Here is a 14521-nt window from a genome sequence, read left to right as displayed (position 1 = left end):
CAATTAAAATAAGATGACGTTGCTTTCCCACCACGTCATCGTGAGCGAGGAACGAGCGTGACGATCTCTCGCAAGTAGTGTATTATCGCTTATCCGGAGATTGCCACGCTACGCTCGCAATGACGTATTGGTTAATTATGGCTGATAAGCAAACTTATAACCTATCCCCCTAACAGTTTGCAGATATTGCGGATAATCTGGATTGGTTTCTATTTTTTTGCGGAGGCGCACAATGTGCATATCCAGCGTACGGGTATTAACATCAGCGTTATAACCCCAAACTTCCATCATCAACTCTTCACGGTTAATAACCTTGTTTTTGTTTTTTAGAAAGTACAGCAGAATACGGTTTTCTAATATAGTCAGCTCAACTTTGCGGCCGTCACGTATCAGCAGGTGTGTATTTGGATGGTGCTCCATGTTGGCGAAGCTATACGTTTCAGATTTATCGCTGTTTAAAGTAAACTTGATTTTATTTTCGATCAGCGCAACCAATACATCCATGTTAAATGGCTTGGTCACGTAATCTGATACGCCAAAGCCATAGGCCGAGATCTTGTCGATATCCTGTTGCTTGGCGGTAGTCATAATCACCACACCTTCATAACCTTTATTGCGAATATTGGTGCAAACCTCGGCGCCTTGTTTACCCGGAAGCATCCAGTCTAACAAAACAATGTCAGGCTGCTCTGCCAGGATCATGGTTTCAGCATCGTCGCCATTGCTGGCTTCAAGCACTTTGTATCCTTCAGACTCTAATCTTTCTGACACCAAAAAACGCAGGTTTTCATCGTCTTCAACCAGCGCTATCTTAATTTCTTTATTCATAGTTTAATTTGCATAAGGGAGCGTTACCACAAATTCAGAACCTACATCAACCCTACTTTTCACAGCGATATCGCCATCCATAAAGTTAACCAGCTCTTTACAAAATGCCAGGCCAAGGCCCACGCTTCCGTTTTGATTATATTGGTTCTCTAATCTATAAAATTTCCTGAATATATTATTCAATTCATTTTTTGGTATCCCTATCCCCTTATCAATAAACGAAAATATGATATTACGTTTTTCGAGGGCGATATTGATGAAAAGCTCTTTCCTGTCGGGATGTGAATATTTGTACGCATTTTCAATCAGGTTTTGGAAAACGCTACCCAGCAATACAGTATCGGTATAAAAAAACCTGGCCTCGGGGTCTATCGCGCAGCTTAGTTTAAACTGCGGATATTTGATCTTGAATGTATCAATATAACCCTGTACAAAGGTGTTTATCTTTACTTTATCCTTTTTAATAGTGATGGATTTGTTTTCGAGCTGTGTGAATGACAGCAGCTTGTTCATCAGCTCATTGAGTTTGTCTGCCTCTTCGTCCAGTATCTTACCATAGTGTTTACGCTGCCTGTCGGTAAGCTCGTTATCCCCTTTTAGGTTTGAGCCAGCTATCTTGATCACACTTACCGGCGTTTTAAATTCATGGGTAAAGTTGTTAATGAAATCGTACTGCAGTTTAAATAGCTTTAGATTAACGCTCAGGTTACGAAAGATCAACCAGCCAATCAACATAAATACCGAATAAATCAATAACAACACACCGGCTACCGGTAAAAAGCGATGATAAGTCTCACTGTTTAAATATTCTGTAGGCGAACTGAAGTATAATTTATAATCTGCAAAAGCGCCGGGTAAAGCAACCTCGTCGGTCAATATCTTGGTATGATCTATGTCCGGCGGGTCATAAGAGATCTGGCGGATGGTAACCGAGCTATACAATTCGGGATGCACATTCTTGATCTTGAGTTTAGACGGATCAAGATAAAAGGTCATCATGTTTTGCTTGTAAAAAGCCTGCGAATCTCCGGCCCCTTTTTGCAAATCGTGGTAGGCTTTTAAATCTGAATTTGAAGGGATATTCAAGAAGCTTACCTTGCCGGGGCGGGTATTGTAAAATGGCGCCTGCTGATCGGTGCCCGGTCCTTTTAAAGTATCGTAGCGGGCAATGTAGGCATTCAGTTTGTCAGACATTTGCCTGAAATCATTCACATTAGCTTCATCGTCTATACGGCTTTCTTTAAACTTTTTTTGATGCGGACGATATTCAAAAACAGATTTGGGCGTAATCCTTAAATTATTACCAAAAAGATGACCATGGCTATCTACCACTATCTGAAAGAAAACAAGTTTGTTTACAAAGGGATAAGTATGAAAAACCGAATCGGCATAATTGCCTGCAGATGCAGAATCCAGCAAACCAGAGTATAGGTTTATCTCAAATATCTTGTTTTTATAAAGGTCAATATAAGGGCCGATGGTTTGATCGGCAACGTTTGTTTTTTTGGATTCAAACTCGTTTTCGACATTTTTTGCTGTTAATTGATAAGCAACAATAAGCCCAACAATAAGCGTTGCCGACACCAGCACCAGAAAGGCAATAATTAACGAAAAATTTTTACGGAACACCGTTTTCTGCACTGTCATCGCCAAATGGGATTACGGTTTAACATGCAGATTGGCGTCAAGAAATTTCTCGATCTCCAAATAGTTTTGCTTACGCTTGCCTTCGCCGTCCTGTGATCTTCCGTGCTCATCTTTATTAAGGAAGTATTTTACAGTAACATTACGTTTCTGTAACTCACGAATATAATGATTTACTTCGCTAATATTGGCGCGCGGGTCTTTAGCTTCCTGGAAAAACATGATAGGCACTTTGGGCTTTTCGGGATGAAAAACCGGCGATATAGAGCGCAATAGTTCTGCATCTTTTTCAGGATCGCCAATGGTAGCGTACATTTTTTGTAATTGTGGGCGATAATAAGCCGGCGCCGTTTTGATATAGGTAAACAGGTTAATTAATCCGTTTTGTACAATGGCGCAGCTATACAATTTAGGGTTAAATGAGATGGCATACAAGGCAGAGAAACCGCCAAACCCACGGCCATAAATGGCGATTTTTTTAGGGTTAGCAATTTTTTTGGCAATGAGCCAGTTAACACCATCCGTAATATCCTGCTGTATTTTACCGCCTACCTCTTTAAAGCCTGCGCTATAAAACACCTTACCGTATCCACTTGATCCGCGATAATTTATTTGCAGCACCGCAAAGCCGCGATTGGCAAAAAACTGCACATCGGCGCTGTAGCCCCAGGTATCGCGCGCGCCGAAGGGCCCGTCATGCGGTATAACTACTACAGGCAAATTGGTTTGATTGTCGCCTTTCGGCAGGGTTAAATAACCGTTAATTACCACACCATCGCCGGCCACGTAGCTTATGGGCCTTTTTTCGCATAATTGTTCGGGATCTATAACGCCATTATCAATCAGCTTGGTTAGCTTGTTATTAGTACATTCATACAAATAAACAGCGCCCCGGCTACGGTCTGTATAGGTTTGAACAATAAAACGATGTTCGGCAGTATCGCGGTCGGTAATATTTACTTCGTAACCCTTAAGCTGCAAACTCAAATTGGTATACCAGTCTTTAATATAAGGATTAAAAAAATGCTTTTGAATTTTAGCTTCTTCCCATTGCGCCAGTTCCAGCCTATTCTTGGATTTTGAATAGTCAACCCTGGTAATGTCAACATGCGGATCGGCAAAAACAACACGCTCTTCTTTGCCGGTAGCTGCATTGATCTCTACAAAAGCAGTTTTGTCTCGCCCTACGTTTGACAGCGCATAGAAATTTTCGCCTTTGCCATTAAATGCTATCATACGCACGTAGTTGCGAAAATTGTTATTGATGATAGGCTTAAACTTCGAATTATCATTGGGGCGATAAAGAATAGTTTCATCAACTCCATTGGTTGATTTTACCAAGCGGATACCGCCATCCGCATCAACCAGCCAATCGGTAATATTGCCCGGGTTTACCAGGTAAGTTTTGAGTTCGCCAGTTTTAAGGTTTAAGCGATAAACATCAAAATTGGCCGAATCGCGCATATTCATGCTGATGGTAACAACATCCGGCGTAAGCCTGCTTTTGTTCATTACCCGTAAGCCTGCTTTACCCACAGATAATAACTTGCGGATCTTCGCGGTGCCCAGATCATAAACCATCATGTTGTGATCGTCGTCATTTGCTTGCGAAAAAAGGATCTGGTTATCATAGGTCCAGGTATAATCACCGCGAACCGCGAAATCAGTGTAGGCAGTAGCCTGTATCTCCCTGCCGTCGTCTATCGACTCGATGAACAGGTTTTGCCGTTTGTTTACACTTTTTAAATAAGAAATATATTTACCGTCGGGCGATATTTTGAAGGCCACCTTTTCGGGGCTCTTAAAAAAATCACTGATAGGTATCTCGTTAGTATTCTTGCTGTTACATGCATACAATACAATTACCGCAAAAACCAAAACTAAACTCTTTATACTCCTCAACATTATTATTCTATACGGGGCATTTTTACAATCAGTTAAATTATATAATTAACTTAGGTTTCGGGGGTATGTCACTACAATTTTACCCTCATTAAGCGTTATAGAAATAATGCGTTGAGATGCGCCTGCGTTAGCTTTTTAATTTTTATTTTTATACAATGAAGCGATTTTTGGTGTTTGTTTTTTTGACTGCCTGCTGTTTATCAACGGCGTGGGCCCAAAATGCCGATGCGGCGTTGGCCAAACAGTTCAGTACCAATGGCGAATATCAAAAAGCGCTGGACATTTATCAAAAGCTATATAAACAGGATAACGAAACTTACTTTAGCGCCTACGTTAATACGCTGATATCGCTCAAAAAATATGACGAAGCCGAGAGTACGGCTAAAAAGATAATTCGCAAACATCCCGGTATGACAGAATATGTCATTGTCCTGGGATCAGTTTATACCCAACATTCACAACTAGATAAGGCAAATGCGCTATATGATGACCTGATCAAAGCCTTACCGGCAGATCAAGGTGCGGTGTCCTTGCTGGCATCGCAATTTTACCAGTTAGGCAATGCCGACTTTGCGATAAAAACTTTCTTGCAGGGCCGCAAGCTTTTGCACAGCGAAGATCTGTTTAGTTATGAGTTGATTACCATGTATCGTTTTAAACGCGATAAGGCAGCGCTGACTGAAGAATATCTGAACCTTTTGCCACATAACCCTTTATTCAGAAGCCAGGCAGAAAATGCTTTTGCCACCTTGTTTGAAAATGATGCCGATTATGAAATACTGCGGGTTGCCTTATTAAAACGCATTCAAAAAGACCCCGAGCAAATAATTTATGTTGAATTATTGGTTTGGCAGTTTTTGCAGCAAAAAGACTTTGATCAGGCGCTTAACCAATCGCTGGCTTTAAACCGGCGTACCAATGGCGATGGCAGCGATATTTTTCAGTTATGCAGCACACTTTTAGCTAATGATGCTTATGATGTGGCCATTCGTGGATATGAATACCTGATTAGTTTGGGTAAGGATAAACCCTACTACGTATCGTCACGCATTGAGTTGATTAACGCCAAAAATTTAAAGGTCACCGCAGGCAAATATGTACCGGCAGATTTAGCACAGTTAGAAAAAGACTATATCGATCTGCTTGCCGAATTTGGCAAAACGTCGGCTACTGCATTTGCTATGCAACGCCTGGCCAGCCTTGAAGTATTTAAGTTACACAAACTACCCGAGGCTCAAAAAATACTGGAAGAAGCAGTAAAAATTAACGGTATACAACCTACCCTGCTGGCAAGTTGTAAACTTGATTTGGGGGATGTATATCTGCTAAACGGCCAGCCCTGGGAAGCTACCCTTTTGTATAGCCAGGTTGAAAAAGATTATCCCAACACCAACATGGGCCAGGATGCCAAATTCAGAAATGCAAAATTTGCTTATTACACAGGCGACTTTACCTGGGCCAAAGGCCAATTAGATGTGTTAAAGGCAGCTACCTCGCAATTGATAGCCAATGACGCGCTTAATCTATCATTATTAATTGCCGATAACAGTACCGTTGACAGTACAGGTGCCGCATTAAAAATATATGCCCGCGCAGACTTACAGATATTTGCAGAGCAACAGGATAAAGCCGTTAAAATACTGGATAGTATCGACGTGAAATATCCTAACAATCAATTGAGCGATGATATATTGATGGCTAAAGCACGCATCGCCATACAACAGAAAAATTATAATGACGCTGTGGCTGATCTTAAGAAAATAGTTGCCGAACACCCAAACGATCTTTGGGCAGATGATGCTGTTTTTATGTTGGGCGATATTTATGAGAACCAGCTAAATGATAAAGAACAGGCAAAGAGCTATTATCAAAAAATAATTACCGATTACTCGGGCAGCCTTTATATTAATGATGCGCGCAAAAGGTTCAGAATACTACGCGGCGATGTGTCTTCTTAACAATTAATCATCCCTGTCGGCTTAATTTTTGTACTTTTGAGATATGATCATTTATAATGAAACCATCATTGTAGACGAGGGTACCCACAAGCAATGGCTAAGCTGGATGCAAACCGAATACATACCTATGGTGATGAAAACTGGCTTTTTCAGTTCCTACAAAATATTGAACGTTTTAGATTCGCCTAATGAAGGTGTAACCTACTGCGTGCAATACCACACTGATAAGCGAGAAAAATACGATCAATTTCACGCTCGTCATTGGATGGGGTTACAAGCTATACATCAGCAACGGTTTGAAAACCAATTTGTATTATTTAGCACCTTAATGCAAACTGTAAATTAACCTATGAAATTTATAAAAACCGGTATAGAGGGTTTACTGATTATTGAGCCGCAGCTTTTCAAAGACGACCGCGGGTACTTCTTCGAAAGCTACAGTAAAAGTAAATTTGAAGTAGCCGGTATTCATATAGATTTTGTTCAGGATAATCAATCGTTTTCGCAAAAAGGCACCGTGCGGGGTTTACATGCGCAATCGGCTCCACATGCACAGGCTAAACTGGTACGCGTAATACAAGGCAAAGTGCTTGACGTAGCTGTTGATATCCGTAAAGGATCACCTACTTATGGCAAACTTGAAACCATCGAACTAAGCGCCGAAAATCAACGTCAATTTCTAATTCCTGAAGGGTTTTTACATGGCTTTGCCGTATTGGAGGACAATACCATTTTTGCCTATAAAGTAAATAACTACTACGCTAAAGATTGTGAGCTGGGCGTTGTGTGGAATGACCCTACATTGAGTATTGATTGGGGCATTGCGTCTTCAGAAGCTATAGTATCAGCCAAGGACGAATTGTTGATAAAGTTTGCGGATTTGGATAGTCCATTTACTTACTAAGATATTTCTCTTAAACAAGAAAGGCTAACCGTTTTGGTTAGCCTTTCTTGTTTAAAACCCGTTGTCATTCTGAGCATAGCGAAGAATCATATACGATATGCTAATCGCTTTTACAAGATCCTTCGCTATGCTCAGGATGACAAAGACTTTTGAGATACAATTTAATTCTTGATCAAATTATACAGCTCATCCAACTTCGGAGTCAACACAATTTCTATACGGCGGTTTTTGGCGCGCGCATCGTTACTGTCTGTTGCATCAATAGGTTGATACTGGCTCTTACCGGTAGCCGTCAAGCGTTTTGGATCAATACCTTCAGTTTCGGTTAAATACCGGGTTACTGATGTGGCACGCAATACGCTCAGATCCCAGTTGTCTTTGATCTGGCCCAAATTAATTACCTTCTTATCATCAGTGTGGCCTTCAACAGCCATGTTAATATCCGGTTCTTTATTAAGTACTGCAGCCAATTGTTTAAGTGCAGCCTTGCCTTTTTCATCAATCACGATACTACCCGATGGGAACAGCAATTTGTCGGTCAGTGATACATAAACCTTACCATCGCGAATATCAACACTCAACCCACTTTGTTGAAAGCCTAATAGCGCTTTTTGCAATTTCTCTTTCAGTGCATTGGTTGCTTCATCGCGCTTGCGCAAAATATCTTCAACCTCTTTAAGGCGTTGCTCGCGTTTCTGTAAATCGGCAGATAGCTTGCTGACTTTTGAATTTGTCGAAGTGAGGTTATTATTTAAATCATTGTAATTGCCTTTTAGCTTAGCCAAATCATCCTGCGATCCTGCAAGCTCGTTTTTTAATTTAGCTATCTCGTCGCTCAAGCGGGTACTATCGCCTTTCAAAGCAGATACCTGGGCCTCCAGGGTTTGGGTGCGTGTAGTCAATGAATCTTGCGTGGCAAGCATCCCTTTATATTTTTTAGTTGACAATACTACGCACGAGTGCAGGCTAAACATCACAACCAGGGCAAACAACAAATATTTTATTTTCATTAGTATTAGGGATTTATAAGGGTTAAACAATTGCGTTGCGTAAAAATACATTAAGCGGATAGATCTTGCCGCATAATTCAGCTATCGTTTCGGCAGCTTTTGGATGCATGATCTCTTCGTCTTTCAAATCGCGCATTACAATAAAGCTTTTTAGCTTAAGGAGCTCGATGTTTTCATTATCGGGGCTATAATCGCGCGGAACCGTTTTGAGCTTCTCTCCATTTCTAAAATCGCCAAAAAGTTTCACAAATTCAGGCTCATCAATAATCGCTTTTAAATCATGCGCGTTATAATCAATCTCCTGGCGGATAGCTTTAAGGTGACTTGCTTCGGGCATCCAATAGCCGCCGGCGATAAATGATTTACCGGGTTGAATGTGCAGGTAATACTCGGCGCCACCTAATTTAGTGCTGGTAGTAGGCAAACTTATGCCAAAGTTATTTTTATAAGGCGTTTTATTTTTGCTGAAACGGATATCACGGTAAATGCGCATCACACATTTTTTTCCTTCCAGCTCGGGCAGCGCCGGATCTATTTTGTGCATGAATTTAATCAACCCGTCTGTGAGTGCAATCACGTTTTCGCGCGCAGCGTCAAAGCGGCTTTTGTTAGCCATGAACCAATCTCGGTTGTTGTTGTCAACAAGCTCGCTTAAAAAATCAAGTGTTGGTTGTTGTATCATCTGCGGCTAATATAGTAGATTTTGCAATGCAGGAAACCAGAAATAAATGGGCGAACTAAAACCTCTATAAGGCTTAGTTTAAATGTAATTTCTCGTCGCGCATATTCAGGTCGACGTTTTTGCGGCGATATTTTTTATACCAGATATATCCAACTACCGCCACTGCTAAATAAGGCGCAGCCAGCAGATACATAATGCCATGATTTAAGCCATTAGCCGTAGTGCTGCCGTTCTTCGCGTTCGACTCGACCGAAGCGGTACACATGGCGCATTGCGCAACCGCGGGCAATACACTACAGGTTAAAATGCCTGCTACAAAAAGGATCAAAAATACTCTGTAGATTTTCATCGTTGCAAATTTACTTATAACTTCTTGTCATTTCGAACGATCGTTTAAAATCTATACACTAATATGATTTTTCATTAGCAGTGTATAGATCTCTCCCTTTGGTCGAGGTGACAATCTCTGTTTTAAAAATGATAATAAGGCGATATCAAAATATAAACTATCACGCCGGTTACTGTTACGTACAGCCAGATTGGGAAAGTCCATCTCACCAGCTTTTTATGTTTTTCTACCTGCATTTGCAAACCGAAATAAAAGCTCAATAATACCAACGGCAAAACACAGGCTGCAAGTATAATGTGCGTTATCAATATAGTCAGGTAAATGGTACGTAAACTGCCTACCGCACCACGTTCTGTGGCCGATAATAGTCCGTCACCATCCAAATCGCCATAAACAGTTTCATGCTTCATCAGGTAGTGAAAAGTAACATACGATACGAGGAACAGTGATGACAAACAGAACGCCACAATGTTAACACGCTTATGCCATAACACATTTCCATGCGTGATCAGGTATAATGAAATTACCAACAGCACACTACAGGTGCCATTCAAGACAGCATTCAACACGGGCAGGTAATGTGTAAATGAAGGGGTAACAGCCGGGATAGGCAATATCTTTTGGTTGATAACAACTACAGCCGCAAATACCGCTACAGATACAACAGCTACAAAACGGAATATAAATTTATCTGTCATTTTGAAAGAAACAAGAATCAAGATGCAAGAATCAAGACTTTATTATTCTATATACTATCTATCATTAAACCCGCTCTAATCTTGATTCTTGACTCTTGCCTCTTGAATCTAGTAAAGCGGTTTATCATTCTTTCTCAACTCTTCGGCAATCAGTACTTTGATTTCGTCGTTGAGTTTAGTAATATCTTTGGTTGATGTGCCCGAGTAATATCCCCTGATACGTTTTTCTTTGTCTATAAGGATCAGCTTATCGCTGTAGATAAAATCATCATCGTTAAGCTTCATTGCATCTACCAAAAAGCCTTTACGTGCCAAGGGATAAATGGTCGAAGTATCGCCCGTCAGGAAATACCATTTAATGCCCGGCGGATTATATTTTTTTGAATAAGCCTTCAATACCGCTACCGAATCGCGCTGCGGGTCGACGGTTATCGATGCAAAGCAGACCATGTTATTCTTGGCATAGTCAGACAGCAATGCATTAACATTTTTATTAATGGTATTACAGACTGTTGGGCAATGCGTATAAAAAAAGCTGGCGACAAAGATTCTGTCGTCAAAGCTCTTGTTAGTTATGGTGGCACCGCTTTGGTCAACCAATTTAAAGTCTGGCAGCTTATGATAGATGGTATCTGGAATTACCTGGCCATGAAACTTATGGCTTGTTTTTGCCAACTGTTTAGGACCGAAAAAAGACAGAGGTTGATACCTGTTTTTGCCCTCGGCGGTTAGCAAATAATATAAAAATCCCGGTAATGCTAAAATCATTACCAGGATTATAATCTTTTTAGACGAACTTAAATTGCCCATTAATGTCTCAGTGTAATCCAGTGGTGACTTTCATTTGTCAATACAAGGATCAAACCGATAATAAACAAAATAGGTACGATCAGGGTGTAAACCATGGCCGTTTTTTCAAACTTAAGGTGCATGAAGAATGCCACAATATAAAATGCCTTAAGCAATGTTAAAACAATGTATACCGGGTTAGCCACATTGATTGGCATATGATGATTTGGCACTAAATAAAGTGCTATAAAAAACTCAACGCAGGTAATAGCAAGCAATATCAAAAACACTCTTACTATCTTTTTGCGGGTCATTGTTTCCCCGTGTTCGCCTTCGGCGTGATGAACTTCTGTTGGTTCTGATGACATAATATATCAGGTTAAATAATGATCAAACTAAATAAAAGAAAGTAAATACAAATACCCATACCAAATCTACAAAGTGCCAGTAAAGGCCAACTTTTTCAATCATCAGGTAGCTGCCGCGTTTTTCATATGTACCGGCAAGTACATTTAAAGTAATAATGATATTGATGATTACCCCGCTAAATACGTGGAAACCGTGGAAACCGGTAATGGTAAAGAACAGGTTAGCAAACTGGTGCGCTGTCATTTGTTGCTGGCCCAGCGGTACGTTACCTTCAAAGAATTCTTTTAAGGTTTCTGCATTCGGGATAGCAGACCACCAAAAGCCTTCGCTGTGTAAGTGATTCCACTCTAACGCCTGGCAACTCAAGAACATCAAACCACCAATTACGGTAGCTATCATCCAGCCTACCACTTCCTTTTTAGCCATACGATGGCCGGCCTCAACCGCTAACACCATGGTAACAGAGCTTAAGATCAGGATGAAAGTCATCAAACCTACAAACACCAGCGGAGCACCGTGCTCTATCGAGGTACCGGGTACCGATTGGAATACCAATGAGGGTACCGGCCAGGTTGGCGCACTAAAACGTAAAGCACCATAGGCTATCAATAAAGACGAAAAGGTAAACGCATCCGAAAGGAGGAAAAACCACATCATCATCTTACCATACTCAACATTAAACGGCGATCTGCCGCCCGACCATGGCGTTGTTTTTAGTTCATCAATTTGTGATACTGCTGCACTCATTTGTTCTAGCTATAGAGTTATAAAATTATTGGTTCAAAAGTAAAAAAACATACAGATAAATCCATATAATATCGAGAAAATGCCAAAAAATAGATGTCATCTCCATTCTATATAAATTCTTTACCTGTGGTATACGTTTTATGCTGCCGCTTAATGCACTTATTAGCCAGACAAGGCCGCCAATAATGTGCAACACGTGCAACAAAGTCATTACATAAACAAAAGAACGGGTTGCATTTGGATCAACCAGGTAGATATGCATTTTGTAGGCCATAGTATACCAACCATAAACCTGTAATATTAAAAATGCTACACCCAAAACTATGGTTATCCAAAGCATAGTTGTCTGTTTAGCAAAATCAAGCCTCTTAGCCGATCTTGATGCTATAAACAGCGTAACGCTACTGGCAATTAACACCAGTGTACTGTATCTGAATGATATTGGTAGCGTAATATTAAGCCCATGCGCTTTGCTGCCGCCAATGTAAACGATAAATCCGCTGGTTAAAGCTGCAAAAAGCATGAATGATGTGAATATAAAAATCCACATGATAAACTTTTTGGCACCCAGGTTTACTTTATCTTCTTGCTGTATCGTCGCCATCATTACTTCGCTATAAAATCAAATAAAAACATCAATTGCACTATTGGCAAATAAAAGAAAGATCCAAACATCAGCTTGCGTGCTTCTTTAATTTGCAGAGTACGCAGCAGGTTTATTGCCTGGAATAAAAATATCAAACTACACGCCAGCGACACGCCGCCCACGTAATAACCTCCATAATGGTAAATAGTTGGTAATAAACTTACCGGAACCAAAATAATAGCTAAAATTACGGTTATAACAGCGCTGCCCCTATCACGTTTGTGCGTAGGTAATAATCTGAATCCAGCGAGTTTGTAATCGTCGTCAAGCACCCAGGCTATAGCCCAGAAATGTACAAACTGCCACACAAACTGTATGGAGAATAATATTAACGCGATCTCATCTATACGGCCATGTGGTTGCCCGGCTACGTAACCTATCAAAGCTGGTAATGCGCCAGGTATAGCTCCAACAAATACCGCTATAGGCGATTTACGCTTCAATGGCGTATAAGCAAATGCATATAATAAGATCGAGAATACAGAAAGTAGTCCCGTTAATATATTCAAAGTCCCCAAAAGGTAAGTACCAGCCATGCCCATACCTAAACCCAGTACCAAACCCTGGCCTGTAGTCATGCGTCCGGCGGGCATTGGGCGGTCCATGGTGCGCTTCATCAGCTTGTCCAGGTCAACTTCAATTACTTCATTAAAGCAGTTAGCGGCGGCTGTAACCAGGAAGCCTCCTATTACCAGCTTACCCCAGTTTATCCACATGGTTGAACTGTACAGAGAGCCCCAGGTATTGCCTCCATTAGCTTTTACGGCGATGATGAATGATATCGATGCCGAAAAGACAACCAAAAAGGTAAGCCTGAATTTAATCAGTTTTGAAAAATCTGCTCTCGTCATCTTGCTCCCCCGTGTATATTAACTGATTTGTATAGATTGAGCATTAAATAGTATTGAGCGCCAAATATAAGGCTTGCCAACAATATATGCACGGCCTGCGCATAAGGCGGCAAAGCCAAGTATGATAACAGTATCCCGGTAACTATCTGCAAAATCAGCATCAAAAAAGTAAAGCTCATGATCTGTTGCTGCAGCGAATGTTTATTAAACGCTCTGCGTATCAACGCGTATAACATCACATTGATCACCAGCACAAAAACAGCTACGTCTCTATGCTGCGTGAAAATATCGCCGGCATTTTTGATCCACTCGTTGCGGTAGCCACCTTGCAAACGCATAGCTACCTCGTCTATTTTCTCGCGTACCTCTGTACCGAAAGTTATTTGGAATATGCTGACTATTAAAGCTAATACCGTCACCATGTGCGTAATAGCATTAACTCTTAAACCCGGTCGGCCAACCACTTTGGCCAAATGATAAGTCGTAATTGCTATCGCCAGTATGGCCAAAGCCAGCAACATGTGTACCGTTACAATCCATGACACCAGATTGGTAGATACAACGATCGAACCTAACCAAGCCTGGAAAAATATCAGCACTAAATTAAAAACACTTAAGAATGGGATAAGCTTATTATCGGCGCTATAACTGAAGGAGTAGATGGCGGTCAATAACAACAATATACCTGATGCTGCACCAATTAAACGGTTAATGTATTCTGTCCAGGTTTTGCCGGCGTTAAATTCCTCAGGGATAAGGATAGATTTGTCCTCGCGCAGGCGACGGGCCAGATCGGTGTAACCAAATAAGTCTAATGTTTTGGCAAAGCGCTGGTTCTTTTTCATACGGCGCTCTACGTACGTCTCTTTGTAGTTAGCCGGCAGATCAGTAGCCGAGGTCGGCGGAATCCAACAGCCTAAACATTTGGGCCAATCCGGGCAACCCATGCCCGAACCCGTGCTACGCACAACACCGCCTGCCAATATCAATACAAATAGCAGAGCGACACTTAGAAGGTTGGTCTTTCTGAATCTGTTTTTTGACTTTGGGTTGCTCATTGAAAATGTTTCTAAAAAAGTAGGGTATCTGTCGCCGTTAGTCTGGAGTCTTTGAGTTTTAAGTCCTGAGTAAAGATTTCACT

At 41.1% G+C, this 14521-nt stretch carries 16 protein-coding genes; 3 read left to right on the top strand and 13 right to left on the bottom strand.

Features of this window, described 5'->3' with window-relative positions; translation table 11 throughout:
* Positions 1-135 precede the first annotated feature (135 nt).
* Genes HB679_RS11540 through HB679_RS11530 form a run of 3 tightly spaced genes read right to left on the bottom strand, consistent with a single transcriptional unit; the run spans position 136 to position 4377 of the window.
* On the bottom strand, positions 136-828 hold the full coding sequence (locus HB679_RS11540; protein WP_214072136.1) for a response regulator transcription factor: 693 nt from the start codon (positions 826-828) through the stop codon (positions 136-138).
* A 3-nt stretch (positions 829-831) separates the two neighbouring features.
* Complete coding sequence (locus HB679_RS11535; RefSeq protein ID WP_214072135.1) at positions 832-2475, bottom strand: HAMP domain-containing sensor histidine kinase; 1644 nt, start codon at positions 2473-2475, stop codon at positions 832-834.
* A gap of 12 nt (positions 2476-2487) precedes the next feature.
* The gene (locus HB679_RS11530; RefSeq protein ID WP_214072134.1) at positions 2488-4377 is read right to left on the bottom strand and encodes a prolyl oligopeptidase family serine peptidase; all 1890 of its coding nucleotides are present in this window, start codon (positions 4375-4377) and stop codon (positions 2488-2490) included.
* A gap of 155 nt (positions 4378-4532) precedes the next feature.
* Between HB679_RS11530 and HB679_RS11525 the strand changes: the two genes are divergently transcribed.
* From HB679_RS11525 to rfbC, 3 genes are read left to right on the top strand one after another with little or no spacing between them, the layout of a single operon-like run.
* Positions 4533-6335 carry a tetratricopeptide repeat protein gene (locus tag HB679_RS11525; protein WP_214072133.1) on the top strand — a complete coding sequence of 601 codons (1803 nt, stop codon included), beginning with the start codon at positions 4533-4535 and terminating at the stop codon, positions 6333-6335.
* 43 nt (positions 6336-6378) lie between these two features.
* Positions 6379-6681: a DUF4286 family protein gene (locus HB679_RS11520; RefSeq protein ID WP_214072132.1), complete on the top strand. Its 303-nt coding sequence runs from the start codon at positions 6379-6381 to the stop codon at positions 6679-6681.
* A gap of 3 nt (positions 6682-6684) precedes the next feature.
* Positions 6685-7239, top strand: a complete 555-nt coding sequence (rfbC, locus tag HB679_RS11515) for a dTDP-4-dehydrorhamnose 3,5-epimerase (protein WP_214072131.1) — start codon at positions 6685-6687, stop codon at positions 7237-7239.
* Positions 7240-7400: 161 nt separating this feature from the next.
* Here the strand turns inward: rfbC and HB679_RS11510 are convergent, their stop codons facing one another.
* The 10 genes from HB679_RS11510 to HB679_RS11465 all read right to left on the bottom strand — a co-directional run bounded on the left by HB679_RS11510 (position 7401) and on the right by HB679_RS11465 (position 14438).
* Positions 7401-8249: an OmpA family protein gene (locus tag HB679_RS11510; protein WP_214072130.1), complete on the bottom strand. Its 849-nt coding sequence runs from the start codon at positions 8247-8249 to the stop codon at positions 7401-7403.
* Positions 8250-8271: 22 nt separating this feature from the next.
* Complete coding sequence (locus tag HB679_RS11505) at positions 8272-8931, bottom strand: DUF2461 domain-containing protein (protein WP_214072129.1); 660 nt, start codon at positions 8929-8931, stop codon at positions 8272-8274.
* Between the two features lie 73 nt (positions 8932-9004).
* Positions 9005-9280, bottom strand: a complete 276-nt coding sequence (locus HB679_RS11500) for a hypothetical protein (RefSeq protein ID WP_214072128.1) — start codon at positions 9278-9280, stop codon at positions 9005-9007.
* Positions 9281-9402: 122 nt separating this feature from the next.
* Positions 9403-9978 carry a DUF420 domain-containing protein gene (locus HB679_RS11495; protein WP_214072127.1) on the bottom strand — a complete coding sequence of 192 codons (576 nt, stop codon included), beginning with the start codon at positions 9976-9978 and terminating at the stop codon, positions 9403-9405.
* A 108-nt stretch (positions 9979-10086) separates the two neighbouring features.
* A complete protein-coding gene (locus HB679_RS11490) occupies positions 10087-10746 on the bottom strand; it encodes an SCO family protein (RefSeq protein WP_255547590.1) in 660 nt (219 codons plus the stop codon).
* A 41-nt stretch (positions 10747-10787) separates the two neighbouring features.
* Positions 10788-11135 carry a cytochrome C oxidase subunit IV family protein gene (locus HB679_RS11485; protein WP_214072125.1) on the bottom strand — a complete coding sequence of 116 codons (348 nt, stop codon included), beginning with the start codon at positions 11133-11135 and terminating at the stop codon, positions 10788-10790.
* 22 nt (positions 11136-11157) lie between these two features.
* Positions 11158-11883 (bottom strand): cytochrome c oxidase subunit 3, encoded by a 726-nt coding sequence (locus HB679_RS11480; RefSeq protein WP_214072124.1) that lies wholly within the window; start codon positions 11881-11883, stop codon positions 11158-11160.
* Positions 11884-11908: 25 nt separating this feature from the next.
* Positions 11909-12490: a cytochrome c oxidase subunit 3 gene (locus HB679_RS11475; RefSeq protein ID WP_255547589.1), complete on the bottom strand. Its 582-nt coding sequence runs from the start codon at positions 12488-12490 to the stop codon at positions 11909-11911.
* Complete coding sequence (gene cyoE, locus HB679_RS11470; RefSeq protein WP_214072123.1) at positions 12490-13380, bottom strand: heme o synthase; 891 nt, start codon at positions 13378-13380, stop codon at positions 12490-12492. The genes HB679_RS11475 and cyoE overlap by 1 nt, the downstream gene beginning before the upstream one ends.
* Positions 13377-14438, bottom strand: a complete 1062-nt coding sequence (locus HB679_RS11465; protein WP_214072122.1) for a COX15/CtaA family protein — start codon at positions 14436-14438, stop codon at positions 13377-13379. Before HB679_RS11465 ends, cyoE begins: the two co-directional genes overlap by 4 nt.
* Positions 14439-14521: the final 83 nt, after the last annotated feature.

Source organism: Mucilaginibacter sp. dw_454, from assembly GCF_018449775.1.
GTDB lineage: Bacteria > Bacteroidota > Bacteroidia > Sphingobacteriales > Sphingobacteriaceae > Mucilaginibacter.
This window is presented reverse-complemented; position numbering and strand designations above follow the sequence as displayed.

Coding starts and splice junctions, on each gene's coding strand:
- HB679_RS11505 (WP_214072129.1), bottom strand. CDS start 8,931: ATGATACAACAACCAACACTTGATTTTTTAAGCGAGCTTGTTGACAAC.
- HB679_RS11530 (WP_214072134.1), bottom strand. CDS start 4,377: ATGTTGAGGAGTATAAAGAGTTTAGTTTTGGTTTTTGCGGTAATTGTA.
- cyoE (WP_214072123.1), bottom strand. CDS start 13,380: ATGACGAGAGCAGATTTTTCAAAACTGATTAAATTCAGGCTTACCTTT.
- HB679_RS11495 (WP_214072127.1), bottom strand. CDS start 9,978: ATGACAGATAAATTTATATTCCGTTTTGTAGCTGTTGTATCTGTAGCG.
- HB679_RS11520 (WP_214072132.1), top strand. CDS start 6,379: ATGATCATTTATAATGAAACCATCATTGTAGACGAGGGTACCCACAAG.
- HB679_RS11475 (WP_255547589.1), bottom strand. CDS start 12,490: ATGATGGCGACGATACAGCAAGAAGATAAAGTAAACCTGGGTGCCAAA.
- HB679_RS11525 (WP_214072133.1), top strand. CDS start 4,533: ATGAAGCGATTTTTGGTGTTTGTTTTTTTGACTGCCTGCTGTTTATCA.
- HB679_RS11500 (WP_214072128.1), bottom strand. CDS start 9,280: ATGAAAATCTACAGAGTATTTTTGATCCTTTTTGTAGCAGGCATTTTA.
- HB679_RS11535 (WP_214072135.1), bottom strand. CDS start 2,475: ATGACAGTGCAGAAAACGGTGTTCCGTAAAAATTTTTCGTTAATTATT.
- HB679_RS11540 (WP_214072136.1), bottom strand. CDS start 828: ATGAATAAAGAAATTAAGATAGCGCTGGTTGAAGACGATGAAAACCTG.
- HB679_RS11465 (WP_214072122.1), bottom strand. CDS start 14,438: ATGAGCAACCCAAAGTCAAAAAACAGATTCAGAAAGACCAACCTTCTA.
- HB679_RS11490 (WP_255547590.1), bottom strand. CDS start 10,746: ATGATTTTAGCATTACCGGGATTTTTATATTATTTGCTAACCGCCGAG.
- rfbC (WP_214072131.1), top strand. CDS start 6,685: ATGAAATTTATAAAAACCGGTATAGAGGGTTTACTGATTATTGAGCCG.
- HB679_RS11485 (WP_214072125.1), bottom strand. CDS start 11,135: ATGTCATCAGAACCAACAGAAGTTCATCACGCCGAAGGCGAACACGGG.
- HB679_RS11510 (WP_214072130.1), bottom strand. CDS start 8,249: ATGAAAATAAAATATTTGTTGTTTGCCCTGGTTGTGATGTTTAGCCTG.
- HB679_RS11480 (WP_214072124.1), bottom strand. CDS start 11,883: ATGAGTGCAGCAGTATCACAAATTGATGAACTAAAAACAACGCCATGG.